Below are 17,833 nucleotides of genomic sequence, written 5' to 3'. Positions count from 1 at the left end.
ACGCGGGCCGGCTGTCGCGCGCCGTGCCGTTTCGCCCGGCGGGCCGAGCTGCGGCCCGGGTACGGTGCCGGGCCGCGGATCGGGGTCCGCGCCGGATCGGGCGGCGCCGCTGCGGCACCGCAGCGGCCACGGAGCCACAACGGAGAGGCGGAGGTGGGTAGTTGAGCGCCATCGACACCCTGCTGGAGCAGGCCCGCGCCCGGCTGCGGCGGCTGGGGCCTGCTGAGGCGGCGGCCGTGCAGCAGGCGGGCGGCCTCCTCGTCGACATCCGCTACGCGGCGCTGCGCGCCCGGGACGGGACCATCCCCGGCGCACTGGTCGTGGAGCGCAACGAGCTGGAGTGGCGCCTCGACCCGACGGGTGACCACCGCGCCCCGGAGGCGACCGGCCCCGACCTGCACACCGTCGTCATCTGCAACGAGGGGTACGCATCGAGCCTCGCCGCCGTCTCCCTCCACCAGGTGGGGCTGCACCGTGCCACCGACCTGATCGGCGGTTTCCAGGCCTGGCGCGCCGCGGGCCTTCCCGTGATCCCCGGCACGGCGCGGTTCCACGGCTGACCGGGAGGGCCCTGCTGCGCCTCCGGGCGCGGCGCCGGTTGCGGCCGGCCCTGCCCGGGACATGCCCCGGCACGGCGTGGTCCGGCACCGGGGCGCCGGGCGGCCGGCAGCCGGAGCGGCCGGAGAACGGAGCGGCCGGAGAACGGCGGGGCCCCGGCGCGAGGGCACGCCGGGGAACGGAGCGTGCCGGAGCGGCCGGTGCGGGACGGTCCTCGTACCCGCGGGTGCGGCCCCGGCCCTGCGCCGCGCCGCTACCCCTGTGCCCACTGCTCCAGCAGTTCGGAGTCCTCCCCCTCCTCCTCCAACGCCTGGCGGACCACCCGCAGGGCCAGCCCCTCGGAGTACCCCTTGCGGGCCAGCATTCCGGCGAGCCGCCGCAGCCGCTTGTCGCGGTCCAGGCCCCGGGTGGTGCGGAGCTTGCGCTCGACCAGCTCCCGGGCGGTGGCTTCCTCCTGCTCGGGGTCGAGGCGGCCGATCGCCTGGTCGATGACCTCGGACTCCACGCCCTTGGTCCGCAGCTCGCGGGCGAGCGCCCGCCGGGCCAGGCCCCGCCCGTGGTGCCGGGACTCCACCCACGCATCGGCGAACGCCGTGTCGTCGATGAGCCCGACCTCCACGAAGCGGGAGAGCACCTCCTCCGCGACCTCCTCGGGGATGTCCCGCTTGCGCAGGGCGTCCGCGAGCTGGCTGCGGGTGCGCGGTGACCCGGTGAGCAGGCGCAGGCATATCGCCCGTGCCTGCTCCTCGGGCGTGCGCGGGGACCCCTGCCCGGCCCTCGACGAGGAGGGGTCACCGCTGTCGTCACGGCCGCCACGGCCCTTACGGTGTTCGGCACCGCCCTCGGCGTGACCGCCGTCGGGCCATTCCGTTCGCCGCGTCATGACGGACTAGCTCTTGGCCGCGGTGGCCTTGGCGCCCTTGGCGCCCTTGGCCGCGGGCGCCGGAACCGCCTTCGCGGGCTCGGCCGAACCCGCCGCGTCCGGACCGGGCTCCGCCGCCGGGTCCTGCGGCTTGACGCCGATGCCCAGCTTCTCCTTGATCTTCTTCTCGACCTCGTTGGCGAGGTCCGGGTTGTCCTTGAGGAAGTTCCGGGCGTTCTCCTTGCCCTGGCCGAGCTGGTCGCCCTCGTAGGTGTACCAGGCACCCGACTTGCGGATGAAGCCGTGCTCCACGCCCATGTCGATCAGGCCGCCCTCACGGCTGATGCCCTGGCCGTAGAGGATGTCGAACTCGGCCTGCTTGAAGGGCGGGGCCACCTTGTTCTTGACCACCTTGCAGCGGGTGCGGTTACCGACCGCCTCCGTGCCGTCCTTGAGGGTCTCGATACGGCGGATGTCGATACGCACCGAGGCGTAGAACTTCAGGGCGCGGCCGCCGGTCGTGGTCTCCGGCGAGCCGAACATCACGCCGATCTTCTCGCGGAGCTGGTTGATGAAGATCGCGGTGGTCTTGGACTGGTTGAGCGCGCTGGTGATCTTGCGCAGCGCCTGGCTCATCAGCCGGGCCTGGAGACCGACGTGCGAATCGCCCATCTCCCCCTCGATCTCCGCCTTCGGCACCAGGGCCGCGACGGAGTCGATGACGATGAGGTCGAGGGCGCCGGAGCGGACCAGCATGTCCGTGATCTCCAGGGCCTGCTCACCGTTGTCCGGCTGGGACAGGATCAGTGCGTCCGTGTCCACGCCGAGCTTCTTGGCGTACTCCGGGTCGAGCGCGTGCTCGGCGTCGATGAACGCCACGGAGCCGCCCGCCTTCTGGGCGTTGGCCACCGCGTGCAGGGTCAGGGTCGTCTTACCGGAGGACTCCGGTCCGTAGACCTCCACCACACGGCCGCGGGGGATGCCGCCGACACCCAGCGCCACGTCGAGCGCGGTCGACCCGGTGGGGATGACCTCGATGGGTTCGTTCGGCCGCTCCCCCATGCGCATCACGGCGCCCTTGCCGAATTGCCGTTCAATCTGTGCGAGCGCGGCGTCGAGCGCCTTCTCGCGGTCAGTGCCTGCCATGGGTTCCACCCGATTTGCTTGAGTCGATCGCTTCACGTCCACGACGCTAACGCCTGCCACTGACAATGCGCCCGGACCCGGCTCCGGCCTGTGGACAACTCGGCGATGTGGCCCCGGAACTTTCGCTCCGTCGTACAGGTCGGACCCTTATGAGAATAGATGTTCGATTTTACTGTCAAGCGGACTCCGCCCGGCCCGGCGATCACACACCGACACCCGGGCATCGTCCGCCCGGCACCTCGGCGCACCCCTACTCGCCCCCGTGCGCCGTAAGCCGGTACCCCTCCGGACCTTCGAACGAGAACATCGGCCCGAAGGGGCTCTCCGCCATGGGCGTGAGGATCGTGACCCCGGCGGCGACGAGCCGGTCGTGGAGCCGCTGGGCGTCCGGGGTCCGGAACCAGAGCACCACGCCGAGGCCCGGTCGCGCGGCGTCGGCGAGGTCGACGTCCGGGAACGGCTCACGGACGGCGAACGGGATCGGCGCGGTGTCGAAGACGACCGCGTGGGGCGGCGAGGACGGGGAGCGGCGCCACCCCAGATGGCGCTCGCAGAAGGCCGCTGCGGCCTCCACGTCACGGACCTGCAGGGCGACGAAGCCGGGGCCGTCGACGGCAACAGACATGGTGTTCCTCAACTCGCTCTCATGTCAGGACTTTGACATGGGGGAGGCTAGAGCCCACCCCGCGGGCATGTCAAAATGCTGACATGAGAGCGAGTGTGCCACCGGAGCCGTCCCGCCCCGCGGACGACATCACCCACCACTTGGGTTATCTGCTCAAACGCGCCCAGGCGGCGCTGCGCGGCGCCATGGACACGGTGCTGCGCGAGCACGGGCTCACCGTGCCGCAGTACTCCACGCTCGAACTGCTGGCGCTGCGCCCGGGGATGTCCAACGCCGACCTCGCCCGCGCGACCTTCGTCACCCGGCAGTCCGGCAACGTCGTCCTCCGGGGGCTCCAGGAAGCCGGACTGATCACCCGTCCCACCACGGCCGATCACGGCCGGGCCCGGCCCGCCCGGCTCACCGACGAGGGGCAGGCCCGGCTGGCCGCGGTCCAGGCCGCCGTCCACGCCGTCGAACAGCGCATGATCGACGCGCTCCCGGCCCGGCGCGTCGCCGCGCTCCTGACCGACCTCGACCAGATCGCGACGGCCTTGGAGGAGTGACCGCCGACGCCCCCTAGGAGGGCTCGCCGCCCGGGGCCTCCGGTCCCCCGGGAGCCGCCTTCGGCCGCGCCTCCTCGGGTGCGTCGCGGTGCAGCCCCCGCCGGACCCGGGCCAGCGCCTCGGAGGCGCGACGGGAGCGGCGTCCGCCGTGGACCCTCGGGTCGGTCACCTCGTACCGCTTCACATACGCGCTCAGGAACGCCTGCAGGGTCGCCGTCGCGGGGATCGCGATCAGTGCGCCGACGGCGCCCATCAGCGCCGTTCCCGCGATGACGGAGCCGAAGGCGACGGCGGGATGGATGTCGACCGTGCGCGCGGTGATCCGGGGTTGCAGCAGGTAGTTCTCGAACTGCTGGTAGACCACGACGAACGCGAAGACCCACAGCGCGTACCAGGGATCGACGGTGAAGGCGATCAGAATGGGCAGGGCCCCTGCCAGATAGGTGCCGATGGTCGGGATGAACTGCGAGACCAGTCCGACCCAGACGCCCAGGGCCGGCGCGTAGGGCACCCCCAGGATCTCCAGCAGGACGTAGTGGGCGACACCGGAGATCAGCGCCATCAGGCCGCGCGAGTAGAGGTAGCCGCCCGTCTTGGCGACCGCGATCTCCCAGGCGCGCAGCACCTCCGCCTGACGGCTCGGCGGCAGCACGGAGCACAGCGCGCGGCGCAGCCGGGGGCCGTCGGCGGCGAAGTAGAACGAGAACAGCGCCACCGTCAGCAGGTTGAACAGGCTGCCCAGCACCGTCGCCGAGACGGCGAGGACGTTGTTGGCGCTGTCCTGGACGTACTTCTGCAGCCAGTCGGAGTTGAGGAGGTTGTTCTGCACCTCCAGCCGGGACAGATGGGTGTGGAAGGTGCTGTTCGCCCAGCTGATCACGGAGTCCAGGTACTGCGGGAACTCCTCGACCATGGTCGCGATCTGACCCGCGACCATCGAGCCGAGGAGGGTGAAGAAGCCCGCCGCGGCGATGAGGATGCCGAGGAAGACCACGCCGGTGGCGAGGCCGCGCCGGACCCCCCGGGCGGCCATCCAGTCCACCGCGGGCTCGACGGCCAGCGCGAGGAAGAAGGCGATCAGGATGTTCAGCAGCAGGCCGACGAGCTGGTGGAATCCCCAGGTGGCGAGCTGGAAACAGCCCACCAGTGCGAGCGCCAGCACCATGGCGCGCGGCAGCCAGCGCGGCATCCGCGCGTCCGGCGGCTCGGGAGGTCGTCGGGCGTCGTCGCTGAGCGTGTCTTCAATCGCGGGCACCGGCCCAGTGTCGCGCACCCGTACGGCGTTCCCCGTCGTCACGCGGCGCCCGGCGACCGTGCACCCCCGCCGGGGCGCAGGTCAGCGCCGCTCGTCCGGGACGTCCATGGTGACGCAGACCACCCGCCACACCTCCTTGGCGCTCCAGCCCGCCGCCAGCGCCTCGTGGACGGTGCGGCCCCCGAGGCCGGACATCACGTGATCGCGGGCGAACGAGTCGGCGTACGCCGGTCCGAAGTGGTCCGCCATCCGCTGCCAGAAGTCCGTCAGCCTCATGAATCCCGTCTCCTCCTGGCCCCGGCCCCGTCCGTCCGCCGGTCCGCGGCCGGAGCGGCACCGTGCTCCCCGAGCGTATGCCCTCCCCGGCGGGGCCGGCCCCGTCAATCCGGCGCCCCCGGTGTCCCGCCCTGGGAGGGCGTGGGCCCCGGTGCGGCGCGCCGGGGCGCGGTCCGGCCCTACGGTGCGGGGCATGGCCGAAACCGCAAGTCCGCCGTCCCCGCTGGCCCGTGCCGAGCGCTTCGTGTGGCTCACCGCCCGGGTGCTCGAACAGCGGCTTTTCGCGTACCACTTCCTGGACGGCGGTGACACCCCGGTGGAGCGTGCGCTCGCCGCGTACCGCAACGACGACGGCGGGTACGGCCACGCACTGGAGCCGGAGCTGCGCGGTCCGGCCAGTCAGCCGCTGCACACCGCGCACGCCCTGGGGGTGCTGGACCGCATCGGGCGCTGCGACAGCCGCCACATCGAGCACGTCTGCCGCTATCTGACCCGGATCTCGACCCGGGACGGGGCGCTGCCCGCGCTGCGGCCGCCGGCGCACGGGTACCCGGTGGCGCCGTGGTTGCCGGCCGCCGGTGATCCGCCCAGTTCCCTGCTGGCCACCGGGCCCGTGGTGGGCGTGCTGCACCGCAACAACGCCTGGCACGCGTGGCTGTTCCGGGCCACGGAGTACTGCTGGGCAGCCGTGGACGCGCTGACGGACACCCACCCCTACGAGGTCCGGGCGGCGCTCGCCTTCCTGGACGGCGTCCCGGACCGCCCCCGCGCCGCGGCCGCCGCGGACCGTCTGGGCACCCTGGTACGGGACCGCGGCCTGGTCGTCCTCGATCCGGCGCGGGCCGCGGACGCCCCGCTCGCACGGGGGTACGCCCCCGGGGAGCACCACTTCGCGTACGACTACGCGGCGACGCCCGGGTCGCTCGCCCGCGGCTGGTTCACGGACGCGGAGCTGGCGCGGTCGCTGGACCATCTCGCCGCGCTGCAACGCGACGACGGCGGCTGGCCCGCCGACGCGTACGTGCGGGCGCCGGGCACCGCGGCGGAGAGCCGCCCGGTCCTCACCCTGCGGGCCCTGCTGACGCTGCGCGCGCACGGACGGCCGCCGGGCTGAGCGGGGCCGGGCGACGGCGCGGTGCGCGGCCGCTCCGCCCGGTCGCGGTCGCCTCGCCGCACCCGACGTGAGCTGGGCGGATGCGTGGCCCGGCGGCGTTGTCAGTGGTGCGGTGCACGATGGGGGGCATGGACGGGACAGCGCTCGATTCCTTCTCCGCCGCGACCCGCGGCTGGTTCACCGGCGCCTTCCAGGCGCCGACGGCGGCGCAGGAGGGCGCCTGGAGCGCGCTGCGCGAGGGCTCGGACGTCCTGGTGGTGGCGCCGACGGGCTCCGGCAAGACGCTGGCCGCCTTCCTCGCCTCGCTGGACGCGCTGGCGAGCGCCCCGCCCCCGGCGCAGCCGAAGAAGCGCTGCCGGGTGCTGTACGTCTCGCCGCTGAAGGCCCTCGCCGTCGACGTCGAACGCAATCTGCGCAGCCCGCTGACCGGCATCCGGCAGGAGTCGGTCCGGCTCGGGCTGCCCGAGCCGGACGTCACCGTCGGCATCCGCTCCGGCGACACCCCGGCCGCCGAACGCCGCGCGCTCGCCACCCGCCCGCCCGACATCCTGATCACCACCCCCGAGTCGCTGTTCCTCATGCTCACCTCGTCGGCGCGGGAGGCGCTGGAGGGCGTCGAGACAGTGATCCTCGACGAGGTGCACGCCGTCGCCGGGACGAAGCGCGGTGCGCATCTGGCGCTGTCCCTGGAGCGGCTCGACGCGCTGCTGCCGCGTCCGGCACGCCGCATCGGGCTGTCGGCGACGGTCCGCCCGGTGGAGGAGGTGGCCCGCTATCTCTCGCCGCGGCGCCGGGTGGAGATCGTGCAGCCGCCGTCCGGGAAGCGGTTCGACCTGTCGGTGGTCGTCCCGGTGGAGGACATGGGCGAGTTGGGCGGCTCGCCCGTACGGGAGGGCGAGAGCGGGGAGAAGCCGTCGATCTGGCCGCAGGTCGAGGAGCGGATCGCCGATCTGGTGCAGGACCACCGCTCGACGATCGTCTTCGCCAACTCCCGCCGCCTGGCGGAGCGGCTCTGCAACCGCCTCAACGAGATCGCCCACGAGCGGGCCACCGGCGAGCCGCTGCCGGAGCACCACTCCCCGGCCGAGCTGATGGCCGAGTCCGGCGCCGCCAAGGGCGCACCGCCGGTGCTGGCCCGCGCCCACCACGGTTCGGTCTCCAAGGAGCAGCGGGCCCTGGTGGAGGAGGACCTCAAGGCGGGGCGGCTGCCGGCCGTCGTCGCCACCTCCAGCCTGGAGCTGGGCATCGACATGGGCGCGGTCGATCTGGTGATCCAGGTCGAGTCGCCGCCGTCGGTGGCGTCCGGGCTCCAGCGGGTGGGCCGGGCCGGGCACCAGGTGGGCGCGGTGTCGAAGGGCATCGTCTTCCCGAAGTACCGCGGCGACCTGGTGCAGGCGGCCGTGGTCACCGAGCGGATGCGGACGGGCGCCATCGAGGCGCTGCGGGTGCCCGCCAATCCGCTCGACGTCCTGGCGCAGCAGCTCGTGGCGATGACGGCGCTGGACACCTGGGACGTCGGGGAGCTGCTGGCCCTGGTGCGCCGCGCGGCGCCGTTCGCCTCCCTCCCGGAGTCGGCGTTCACCTCCGTCCTGGACATGCTGGCCGGCCGCTATCCCTCCGACGCCTTCGCCGAGCTGCGGCCGCGCCTGGTGTGGGACCGCGTCGCGCAGACGGTGACCGGCCGCCCCGGCGCCCAGCGGCTCGCCGTCACCTCCGGCGGCACGATCCCCGACCGCGGACTGTTCGGCGTCTTCCTGGCCGGCGGCGACGGCAAGGGCGGCGGCCGCCGGGTCGGTGAGCTGGACGAGGAGATGGTCTACGAGTCCCGCGTCGGCGACGTCTTCACCCTCGGCACGACCTCCTGGCGCATCGAGGACATCACCCGCGACCGCGTCCTGGTGACCCCCGCGCCCGGAGTGCCGGGCCGCCTGCCCTTCTGGAAGGGCGATCAGCTGGGCCGCCCCCTGGAGCTGGGCCGGGCGCTCGGCGCGTTCCTCCGGGAGATCGGGGCGCTGGCCCCCGAGGAGGCGCGGGCCCGGCTCGCCGCCGCCGGTCTCGACGACTGGGCCTGCGACAACGTCCTCGGCTACCTCACCGAGCAGCGGCAGGCGTGCGGCCATGTACCGGACGACCGCACCGTCGTCGTGGAGCGGTTCCGGGACGAGCTGGGCGACTGGCGCGTCGTGGTGCACTCCCCCTTCGGCGCACAGGTGCACGCCCCGTGGGCGCTCGCCCTCGGGGCGAAGCTGGCCGAGCGCCACGGCATCGACGCCCAGGTGATGCACGCCGACGACGGCATCGTGCTGCGGCTGCCCGACGCGGATCTGCTGGGCCTCGACCTCCTCGACGGGCCGGGCGGCGGCGCAGGTCCCGCGGCGGGCACGGAGTTCGACCCGGAGCAGTCGCCGGTCGGCGCCGCCGACGTCGTCCTCGACTCCGGTGACGTCGATCAGCTGGTCACCGACCAGGTGGGCGGCTCGGCGCTGTTCGCCTCCCGCTTCCGGGAGTGCGCGGCGCGCGCCCTGCTGCTGCCGCGGCGCAGCCCCGGCAGACGCACCCCGCTGTGGCAGCAGCGTCAGCGCGCGGCGCAACTCCTCCAGGTGGCGAGCGAGTTCGGCTCGTTCCCGATCGTCCTGGAGGCGGTCCGCGAATGCCTCCAGGACGTGTTCGACGTGCCCGGGCTGACGGAGCTGATGGGCGACATCGAGGCCCGCCGGGTCCGCCTGGTGGAGGTCACCACCCCGGAGCCGTCCCCGTTCGCCCGCTCCCTCCTCTTCGGCTACGTCGCACAGTTCCTGTACGAGGGCGACTCCCCGCTCGCCGAGCGCCGGGCCGCCGCACTGTCGCTGGACTCCCGGCTCCTGGCGGAGCTGCTGGGCCGGGCGGAGCTGCGGGAGCTGCTGGATCCGGAGGTGCTGGCGGAGCTGGAGCGGGAGTTGCAGTGGCGCACCGACGACCGCCGGGTCAAGGACGCCGAGGGCGTCGCCGATCTGCTGCGGGTGCTGGGCCCGCTGACCGGTGCGGAGCTGGCCGAGCGGGGCGCCGACCCGGCGTGGGCCGAGGAGCTGGCCGCGGCCCGCCGGGCGATCCCGGTGCGGCTGGCGGGCGCCGCGCACTGGGCCGCGATCGAGGACGCCGGACGGCTCCGCGACGCCCTGGGCACGGCGCTGCCGGTGGGCGTCCCGGAGGCGTTCACCGAGCCGGTCGCCGATCCGCTGGGCGATCTGCTGTCCCGGTACGCCCGCACCCACGGTCCGTTCACCTCCGAGCAGGCCGCGGCCCGCTTCGGTCTGGGCCCGGCCGTCACCGACGGCGCCCTCCAGCGGCTGGCGGCCTCCGGCCGTCTGGTGCAGGGCGAGTTCCGCCCGCCCGCCGCCCATCCCCCTTCCCCGGAGGCGCAGAGCGCCGCCCCCGTCCACGGCATGGGCCAGGAGTGGTGCGACGCGCAGGTGCTGCGGCGGCTGCGGCGCCGTTCGCTGGCGGCGCTGCGCGAGGAGCTGGAGCCGGTGCCGCCCGCCGCGCTGGCCGCGTTCCTGCCCCGGTGGCAGCAGGTCGGCACGCCGCGGCTCGCCCCGAGCGCCGCCCGTCCGCCGCAGGGCGCCGCCCCCGGGCTGCGCGGTCTCGACGGGCTGGTGCGCGCCGTCGAGCAGTTGCAGGGCGCGCCGGTGCCCGCCTCGGCGCTGGAGAAGCTCGTCCTGCCGTCCCGCGTCGCGGACTACTCCCCCGCGCTGCTCGACGAACTCACCGCCACCGGCGAGGTGGTGTGGGCGGGCGCGGGTGCGCTGCCCGGCAAGGACGGCTGGCTCACCCTCCATCTCGCCGACACCGCACCGCTGTCGCTGGCGCCGCCGCTGCCCCTGGAGCTGTCGGCGCTGCACGCCTCCGTCCTGGACGCGCTCGCGCCCGGGTACGGCCTGTTCTTCCGTCAGCTCGCCGACCGGGTCCGCGCCACCACCCACCCCGAGGTCACCGATCCGCAACTCGCCGATGCCCTCTGGGACCTGACGTGGTCGGGCCGGCTCACCAACGACACCCTGGCCCCGCTGCGCGCCCTCCTCGGCTCGGGCCGCACGGCCGGTTCCACCGCGCACCGCGCCCGGCGCTCCGTGCCCCGGGGCCGCTACGGCACCGCCTCGGCGGTGCGCACCGGCCGGCCGGCCGCATCGCGGTCCGGCCCGCCGACCGCGGGTGGCCGCTGGTCGCTGCTGCCCGCCCCGGAGCCCGATCCGACGCACCGCGCACACGCCCTGGCCCGTACGCTCCTGGACCGCCACGGCATCGTCACCCGCGGCGCGGTCGCGGCGGAGGGCGTCGAGGGCGGCTTCTCGGCTGCGTACCGCGTGCTGGCCGCGTTCGAGGAGAGCGGGCAGGCACGCCGCGGCTATGTCGTGGAGGGGCTGGGTGCGGCCCAGTTCGCGATGGACGGTGCGGTCGACCGGCTCCGCGCGGTGCACAACCGCCGCGAGCGCGATGCCGCGGACGGTTTCGCCCCCGCTGCGGACCGGCGGGGCGACGGCCCGCAGCGGGCGGTGGTGCTCGCGGCGGCCGACCCGGCCAACGCGTACGGCGCGGCCCTGCCGTGGCCCGAGCCGCCCGCGGGCTGCGCCCACAAGCCGGGCCGGAAGGCCGGTTCCCTGGTCGTCCTGGTCGATGGCGAGCTGACTCTCTACATGGAGCGCGGCGGCAAGACCCTGCTGCTGTGGCCGCTCGGCACGGACGCGGACGGCCCCCGGCCCGACGCCCGGCTGCGCGAGGCGGTCGAGGCGCTGGCCGCCCTCGCCCGCGCGGGTGCCCTGGGCACGGTCACCACCGAGCGGATCAACGGCATATCGGCCCTGACCTCCCCGTTCGCCGCCCTGTTGGAGGAGGCGGGGTTCCACCCCACCCCTCGGGGCCTGCGGATGCGGGCCTGAGGGCGGGCGGAGGGGCGAGGCGGGCTCACGGCCCCGGCCCGTCCCACATGCCGCACGCCGAGCCGGGCGTGGGCCCCCGCCCGAGCCACGCACGACCCGGGCGGCCGCGCACCGCGCACACCCCCGGCAGCAGGCGGCAGCCCGTACGCGCCTCGCCGCGAGCATCATGGACCCATGCCCGAAGGTGACACGGTCTGGCGGCTCGCCCGGCAGTTGCACGAGGCGCTGGCCGGAGAGGTGCTGGTCCGGTGCGAGCTGCGCGTGCCGCGGCTCGCGACGGCCGATCTGTCGGGCCGGACGGTCCAGGAGGTGGTGTCGCGCGGCAAGCATCTGCTCCTCCGCGTCGAGGGCGGTCTGACCCTCCACACGCATCTGCGGATGGACGGTGCCTGGCGGATCCACGCGGCCGGGGAGCGGTGGCGCGGCGGCCCCGCGCACCAGATCCGGGCGGTGCTCGGCACGGCGCACCACACCGTCGTCGGCTTCCGGCTGCCCGTACTGGAGCTGGTGCGGACCGCCGACGAGCACCGCGTCGTGGGGCACCTGGGCCCCGATCCGCTGGGTCCGGACTGGGACCCCGATGAGGCGCTGCGCCGCCTGCTCACCGCCCCGGACCACCCGCTCGGCGAAGCCCTGCTCGACCAGCGCCGTCTCGCCGGGCTCGGCAACGTCTACAGATGCGAGCTGTGCTTCCTCCTCGGCGCCTCCCCCTGGCTGCCGATCGGACAGCTCCCCGACCCCGCCCGCGCACCGGCCCTCGCCAGGAAACTCCTGGACGCCAACAAGGACCGCCCCGCCCGCCGCACCGTCCCCGGCTCCCGCCCCGACCGCCGCCTCTGGGTCTACGACCGGGCCGACCGCCCCTGCCTCCGCTGCGGCACCCCCGTACGCCACACCGCGCCCGGTCCCGCCCCCGGCGCCCGCGTCACCTACTGGTGCCCCCGCTGCCAGCCGGGCCCCGCCCCTGCCCCCTGACGGACACGCCCGCGGCCCGCACCGTCCCCCCGGCCCGCCCGAACGCCCGCACCCGGCTCGCCGCCCGGCCCGCACCCGGCTGCCCGCACCCGGCCACCGTCCCCACCCCCCACCCGCGGCCCCACGCGCCCCGCCCGGACCCGGGCTCCCGCACCGCACCCCGGGCCTCAGCCCCGCTCCCCCCGGAACACCCCCCGCACCACGTCCTCCCCCACGGCCCGCCACCCGCCGGGCGGCAGGATCCCCCGGCCCCGGCCACCTGCGCCCCGCCGCCGGCGCCGTCCCGCCCACGGCACGCAGTGCACCGGCAGCAGGCTCAGCCCCCAGCCGCCCGCGGCCACCGCCGATTCGACCGGTCCCGCGCCGGCCGGCCACCACACCAGCCGGGCCACCGCCCACCACCACACCGCCCCGGCCAGCACCGCGATCACGACCCGCCCCCGGGAACCGGCCCGCGGTCCCGGCCGGCCGCCCCTCCGGCCGGCCGGTGCGCGCCTGGCTGCTCCGTGTCCGCTCATCGCCGCCTCCTCCGGCCGGGCCGCCGTCCGGGCTCCACCGCTGCCCCGTACGACGCTAGTGGCGCCCGGTGACGGTGTGGCAGGGCGCATCGGCGCTCCCCCGGCGCATGCGTGCGCCGCGCCCGCCCGCCGCCCGGGGCCCCGCGCACGCCTCCGGACGGCCGCGCCGGTGGCGCCAACGCGCGGCGGGCGTCCGGCGGCCGTCAGTGGGCCTCGGCCTGGAACATCCAGTGGTGTTTCTCCAGGTCGGCGGTGAGGCCGATCAGCAGGTCCTGGGTGACGGGGTCGGGCGTCCCGGTCGCGTCGATCCGCTCCCGCATCCGCCCGATGACCACCCCCAATGCGGTGACCAGCGCCGTGACCCCGTCCTCGACCTTGATCCAGCCGTCCGCGATCTCCGCGATACCGGTGGTCCTGGCGACCGTCGCCGCCCGGCCGTCCGGCGGCACCCCCACCGCGGACGCCCGCTCGGCGACCTCGTCCGCGTGCAACCGCGCGGAGGCGACCACCTCGTCGAGCTGGAGATGGACGGAGCGGAACCGCGGACCGACGACGTTCCAGTGCACCTGCTTGGCGATGAGGGAGAGATCCACCAGATCGACCAGGGCGCCCTGCAGGGCCTTCCCCACGACGGCACGGTCGGCGTCGGACAGCGGGCTCGTGACCACAGACATCCAGCTCCTCCTCCAGGGGACGAACGCCCCGGCACCAGAGGCCCGAAACGTTCGGGAATGTACGGGTCCGGTCATCGTATAAACGATCGGTCGGCAGCGAGCAGTCGAGCGGTGGCACGGGGCACCGGACCCGCTCGGCCCAAGGATGCGTGCGGATGCCACCGGTCGTCTCCGGGCCCGAACGGCACGGAGCCCCGCCCGGTGATCACCGGGCGGGGCTCCGCGGATGGTCTGTGCAGTGCGTCAGGCGGCGACGCCGGCCACCACATCGGCGGGCGACTTGATCGTCACGCGGTCCTCCGCCACACCCGTCAGGGAGGCGACGGACACGGCGTTGAACGTGGGCCGCACCGGTGCGGGCACCGGGTCGGTCGCGGCCGCGGACTGGGCCAGTTCGGCGAGCGCCAGCTCGTCGCTGACCTCACGCATCAGCTCGGACATGCGCACATCCAGCGCGTCACAGATCGACGAGAGCAGTTCGGACGACGCTTCCTTCTGTCCTCGTTCGACCTCGGACAAATAGCCGAGCGACACCCGGGCGGAGGAAGAGACCTCGCGCAGGGTGCGGCCTTGGCGCTGACGCTGTCGGCGCAGCACGTCACCCAGCAGGCGACGAAGCAGAATCATCGCTGGCTCCCTCCTCGGACCTCGGATCCGGATCCTTCTCGCCCCACCGTACCGCCTCCGGCCGTAGCCGTGCCGGGCGCCGGTACGTGTTCACTCAGGGCTGTAAACATCCCTTCCCCCCGTGTTGTTCCGTATCCTGTGCCCCCGTATTTTCTGCCAGTTCGCCGAGCAGCAGCCCGATCACGGCCGCGACGCTGCCCGCGCGGATCCCCTCGCGGTCACCCTCCAGGGCCAGCCGCCGCACCGCGGTCGCCCGACCGGGGCCGCAGACCGCGACGTAGACGGTGCCCACCGGCTGTCCGTCCTGCGGGTCCGGGCCGGCCACCCCGGTGGTGGCGACGCCCCAGTCGGCGTCCAGCAGCCGCCGCACCCCGCACGCCATCTGCCGCGCGACCTCGCCGTCCACCGCGCCCCGCGCGGCGAGCAGCGCGCCGTCGACGCCCAGGACGGAACGCTTGACATCGGTGGCGTACGCGGTCACCGCACCGCGCACCACCCGCGAGGCCCCGGGCACGGCGGTCAGCCCGGCGGCGACCAGGCCGCCGGTGAGCGACTCGGCCGCCGCGAGGGTCTCACCCCGCGCGGCGAGCAGCTCCAGCGCCCGCGCCGCCGGCCCGGTCACCGTACGGCGTCCCGCTCGGCGCGCTCGCGGGCCAGTCCGGCCCGGCGCAGCGTGACGGCCTGACGCACGTAGTCGAGGCCGGTCGCGACGGTCAGCGCGACGGCGACCGCCATCACCCACCAGCGGAACGTGGCCAGCGGACCGGTGAGGACCAGGACGTACATCCCGACCGCGGTGCCCTGTGCCAATGTCTTGATCTTGCCGCCACGACTGGCCGGAATCACGCCGTGCTTGATCACCCAGAACCGCAGCAGCGTGACACCCAGCTCCCGGAAGAGGATCACGCCCGTCACCCACCACGGCAGATCGCCCAGCAGCGACAGACAGATCAGCGCCGCGCCCATGATCGCCTTGTCGGCGATCGGGTCGGCGATCTTCCCGAAGTCGGTGACGAGGTTGTACGAGCGGGCCAGGTGTCCGTCGAAGACATCGGTGATCATGGCGACGGCGAACGCGGCCCAGGCGAACGAGCGCCACACCGGGTCCCGGCCGTCGCCGTGCATCAGCAGCAGTACGAAGGCCGGCACCAGGACCAGTCGCAGCATCGTCAGGACGTTGGCGATGTTCCACAGCCCGGCCTGCCGGACCGCCGCCGGGCGCGGCCCGCCGGTGGCGGAAGCCGGCAGCGGCGTCATCTGCCCGCCCCCTCGGAGGTGCACACCTCGGCGATCAGGTCCACGCCCTCGCTCGCGACGACCTTCGCCTCGACCATCCGGCCGGGCGTCAGGTCGTCCGCGCCCCGCAGCAGCGTGACGCCGTCGGTCTCGGGCGCCTGGTGGGCGCCCCGGCCCACCACGCCCTCCTCCTCGTCGATCCGGTCGACCAGCACCCGGACGGTGTCGCCGATGCGCTCCTCGGCACGCTGCGCGGTCAGCTCCTCGGCCAGCCGCGACATCCGCGCCAGCCGCTCGGCGACGACGTCCGGATCGGTCTTGTCCGCGTACGAGGCGGCCTCGGTGCCGTCCTCGTCGGAGTAGCCGAAGACGCCGATCGCGTCGAGCCGCGCGCCGGTGAGGAAGCGCTCCAGCTCGGCGACGTCGTCCTCGCTCTCGCCGGGGAAGCCGACGATGAAGTTGGAGCGGGCGCCGGCCTCGGGCGCCTTGGCGCGGATCTGCTCCAGCAGCTCCAGGAAGCGGTCGGTGTCGCCGAAGCGCCGCATCCGGCGCAGCACCCCGGGCGCCGCGTGCTGGAAGGAGAGGTCGAAGTAGGGCGCCACCTTGTCGGTGGAGGTGAGGACGTCGATCAGCCCGGGCCGCATCTCGGCGGGCTGGAGGTAGCTGACCCGGATCCGCTCGATGCCGTCGACGGCGGCCAGCTCCGGCAGCAGCGTCTCCAGCAGGCGGATGTCGCCGAGGTCCTTGCCGTAGGAGGTGTTGTTCTCGGAGACCAGCATGATCTCCTTGACGCCCTGCTCCGCCAGCCAGCGGGTCTCGCCGAGGACGTCCGAGGGGCGCCGCGAGATGAACGAACCGCGGAACGAGGGGATGGCGCAGAACGAGCAGCGCCGGTCGCACCCGGAGGCGAGCTTGACCGACGCCACCGGACTGCTGCCGAGTCTGCGGCGCAGCGGCGCCCGCGGCCCGGAGGCCGGCGCCACGCCCTCCGGCAGGTCCTCGGGCGGGGTGTCCTGCGCGTGGCCGGGCAGCGCGACCGCTTCGGCGGTCTGCCGCTCGGCGGGGCTGATCGGCAGCAGCGCCCGGCGGTCGCGCGGGGCGTGCGCCTCGACGTTGCCGCCGCTGAGGATGGTCTGGAGGCGGTCGGAGATGTCGGTGTAGTCGTCGAAGCCGAGCACACCGTCGGCCTCGGGCAGCGCCGAGGCCAGCTCCTTGCCGTAGCGCTCGGCCATGCAGCCGACGGCGACGACGGCCTGGGTGCGGCCGTGATCCTTCAGATCGTTGGCTTCCAGCAGGGCGTCGACGGAGTCCTTCTTGGCGGCTTCGACGAAGCCGCAGGTGTTGACGACGGCGACATCGGCATCGGCGGCGTCCTCGACGAGGTCCCAGCCGTCCGCTGCCAGGCGGCCTGCGAGCTCCTCCGAGTCCACCTCGTTACGGGCGCAGCCAAGAGTGACAAGGGCGACGGTACGGCGTTCGGGCATGGGGCTCAGCCTACTTCGTCCCGGACGTACCCCTCGCGCGCAGGTCCGCCGCCGTGCGCTTTCCGGTGTCCGGGAAGCGCACGGCGGCGGAGGATGCCCGGCCTGCTCAGCCGGCCTGCGGGTCGCCCGGGGTGTAGCTCAGCCGCTCCACGGAGCCCTGGTCGCCGACCTCCTTGACCTCCTTGCCGTTGACGTACAGCTGCACGGCTCCGGCGTTGCCGAGGACGAGGTCGATGCGTTCCTTGTCGGTGAAGGTCTTGGACTCGCCCTCCCGCAGCAGACCGTCCGCCAGCAGCTTGCCGTTGGCGTCCTTCGCGGAGATCCAGCTCTGGCCGTCGCGGCCGATGACCTTGATCGTCACCTTGTCCTTCGGCAGCCCGGCGATGGCGCTGTCGGAGGGCTCCGGGTCGGCTCGGGGGTGCTTGGCAGGCGTGGTGTGCGGGTGCGGGGCGGGCTTCTTCTCGGGGTTGGTGTCGCCTCCGGCGACCGAGATCCCGCCGCCCTGCCCGCCGTCGCTGAACAGCGTGAAGCCGACGAAGCCGACCACCGCGACGATCGCGGCGACCATCGCGGCCGTCCAGTTGGGGCGGCGCCGCTCGGGCCGGATCCGCTCGGCCTCGAAGAGCGGCGCAGCGGGCGTCGGCTCGGGCCGGCCACCGTGCTCGGCGTCGAACTGCTCGATCAGCGGACCGGGATCGAGATGGACGGCGCGGGCGAGCGTACGCAGGTGGCCCCGGGCGTAGACGTCGCCGCCGCAGCGGGAGAAGTCGTCCTGTTCGATCGCGTGGACAAGGGGGATACGCACCCGTGTCGACGCACTGACCTCTTCGACGGTCAGCCGCGCCGCGATACGGGCCTGCTGGATGGCTCGACCGACGGAAGGCCGGTCGTCAGTTGGGGAGTTGCCGATGGACACGGGGGCGCCTTTCGAGCGTGTAGCCACCTGCTGGACGTTCAGTCTAGGGGTGGACCGAAAGGGACGGGCAAGCGGGCGGACGGAGTCCGTACGCCATCGGTACGCCGGC

The 17,833-nt window shown here is 74.4% G+C and carries 17 protein-coding genes; 5 read left to right on the top strand and 12 right to left on the bottom strand.

The annotated features are described in order from the left end of the window. The first annotated feature begins 161 nt into the window (after positions 1-161). Positions 162-560, top strand: coding sequence for a rhodanese-like domain-containing protein (locus tag ACF1BH_RS05105; RefSeq protein WP_391641038.1), 399 nt, complete (start codon positions 162-164; stop codon positions 558-560). Positions 561-811: 251 nt separating this feature from the next. On the opposite strand, the gene recX is transcribed toward ACF1BH_RS05105, so the two are convergent. The 3 genes from recX to ACF1BH_RS05090 all read right to left on the bottom strand — a co-directional run bounded on the left by recX (position 812) and on the right by ACF1BH_RS05090 (position 3,191). Then, a complete protein-coding gene (recX, locus tag ACF1BH_RS05100) occupies positions 812-1,441 on the bottom strand; it encodes a recombination regulator RecX (protein WP_391641037.1) in 630 nt (209 codons plus the stop codon). A 6-nt stretch (positions 1,442-1,447) separates the two neighbouring features. After that, positions 1,448-2,566 carry a recombinase RecA gene (gene recA / locus ACF1BH_RS05095; protein ID WP_391641036.1) on the bottom strand — a complete coding sequence of 373 codons (1,119 nt, stop codon included), beginning with the start codon at positions 2,564-2,566 and terminating at the stop codon, positions 1,448-1,450. A 250-nt stretch (positions 2,567-2,816) separates the two neighbouring features. Then, positions 2,817-3,191, bottom strand: a complete 375-nt coding sequence (locus ACF1BH_RS05090) for a VOC family protein (RefSeq protein ID WP_391641035.1) — start codon at positions 3,189-3,191, stop codon at positions 2,817-2,819. 83 nt (positions 3,192-3,274) lie between these two features. Between ACF1BH_RS05090 and ACF1BH_RS05085 the strand changes: the two genes are divergently transcribed. Next, on the top strand, positions 3,275-3,736 hold the full coding sequence (locus ACF1BH_RS05085) for a MarR family winged helix-turn-helix transcriptional regulator (protein WP_391641034.1): 462 nt from the start codon (positions 3,275-3,277) through the stop codon (positions 3,734-3,736). A 13-nt stretch (positions 3,737-3,749) separates the two neighbouring features. Here the strand turns inward: ACF1BH_RS05085 and ACF1BH_RS05080 are convergent, their stop codons facing one another. Continuing rightward, entirely contained in the window at positions 3,750-4,925 is a 1,176-nt protein-coding gene (locus ACF1BH_RS05080; RefSeq protein ID WP_391641598.1) for an AI-2E family transporter, read from the bottom strand. Positions 4,926-5,072: 147 nt separating this feature from the next. Beyond that, on the bottom strand, positions 5,073-5,267 hold the full coding sequence (locus ACF1BH_RS05075) for a DUF3046 domain-containing protein (protein WP_030288116.1): 195 nt from the start codon (positions 5,265-5,267) through the stop codon (positions 5,073-5,075). A gap of 193 nt (positions 5,268-5,460) precedes the next feature. On the opposite strand from ACF1BH_RS05075, the gene ACF1BH_RS05070 reads away from it, so the two are divergent. The 3 genes from ACF1BH_RS05070 (at position 5,461) to ACF1BH_RS05060 (ending at position 12,269) form a co-directional block, all read left to right on the top strand. Then, the gene (locus ACF1BH_RS05070) at positions 5,461-6,381 is read left to right on the top strand and encodes a hypothetical protein (RefSeq protein WP_391641033.1); all 921 of its coding nucleotides are present in this window, start codon (positions 5,461-5,463) and stop codon (positions 6,379-6,381) included. A gap of 128 nt (positions 6,382-6,509) precedes the next feature. After that, on the top strand, positions 6,510-11,294 hold the full coding sequence (locus ACF1BH_RS05065) for an ATP-dependent helicase (RefSeq protein WP_391641032.1): 4,785 nt from the start codon (positions 6,510-6,512) through the stop codon (positions 11,292-11,294). A 174-nt stretch (positions 11,295-11,468) separates the two neighbouring features. After that, on the top strand, positions 11,469-12,269 hold the full coding sequence (locus ACF1BH_RS05060) for an Fpg/Nei family DNA glycosylase (protein ID WP_391641031.1): 801 nt from the start codon (positions 11,469-11,471) through the stop codon (positions 12,267-12,269). A gap of 167 nt (positions 12,270-12,436) precedes the next feature. Here ACF1BH_RS05060 and ACF1BH_RS05055 read toward each other — a convergent pair whose 3' ends face one another. The 7 genes from ACF1BH_RS05055 to ACF1BH_RS05025 form a co-directional block, all read right to left on the bottom strand. Next, entirely contained in the window at positions 12,437-12,700 is a 264-nt protein-coding gene (locus tag ACF1BH_RS05055; RefSeq protein WP_391641030.1) for a hypothetical protein, read from the bottom strand. A 290-nt stretch (positions 12,701-12,990) separates the two neighbouring features. Continuing rightward, positions 12,991-13,461 (bottom strand): Dps family protein, encoded by a 471-nt coding sequence (locus tag ACF1BH_RS05050; RefSeq protein WP_391641029.1) that lies wholly within the window; start codon positions 13,459-13,461, stop codon positions 12,991-12,993. A gap of 243 nt (positions 13,462-13,704) precedes the next feature. Further along, a complete protein-coding gene (locus ACF1BH_RS05045) occupies positions 13,705-14,088 on the bottom strand; it encodes a helix-turn-helix transcriptional regulator (protein WP_345086987.1) in 384 nt (127 codons plus the stop codon). Positions 14,089-14,182: 94 nt separating this feature from the next. Next, positions 14,183-14,710: a CinA family protein gene (locus ACF1BH_RS05040; RefSeq protein ID WP_391641028.1), complete on the bottom strand. Its 528-nt coding sequence runs from the start codon at positions 14,708-14,710 to the stop codon at positions 14,183-14,185. Further along, entirely contained in the window at positions 14,707-15,345 is a 639-nt protein-coding gene (pgsA, locus tag ACF1BH_RS05035; RefSeq protein ID WP_391641027.1) for a CDP-diacylglycerol--glycerol-3-phosphate 3-phosphatidyltransferase, read from the bottom strand. The genes ACF1BH_RS05040 and pgsA overlap by 4 nt, the downstream gene beginning before the upstream one ends. Continuing rightward, positions 15,342-16,808, bottom strand: a complete 1,467-nt coding sequence (gene rimO / locus ACF1BH_RS05030; RefSeq protein ID WP_391641026.1) for a 30S ribosomal protein S12 methylthiotransferase RimO — start codon at positions 16,806-16,808, stop codon at positions 15,342-15,344. Before rimO ends, pgsA begins: the two co-directional genes overlap by 4 nt. A gap of 106 nt (positions 16,809-16,914) precedes the next feature. Further along, positions 16,915-17,724: a helix-turn-helix domain-containing protein gene (locus ACF1BH_RS05025; protein ID WP_391641025.1), complete on the bottom strand. Its 810-nt coding sequence runs from the start codon at positions 17,722-17,724 to the stop codon at positions 16,915-16,917. Positions 17,725-17,833 lie beyond the last annotated feature (109 nt).

This window comes from Streptomyces sp. NPDC014733, from assembly GCF_043083385.1.
GTDB lineage: Bacteria > Actinomycetota > Actinomycetes > Streptomycetales > Streptomycetaceae > Streptomyces.
The sequence above is the reverse complement of the archived record's forward strand: the minus strand, read 5'-3'. Positions and strand labels throughout refer to the sequence as shown.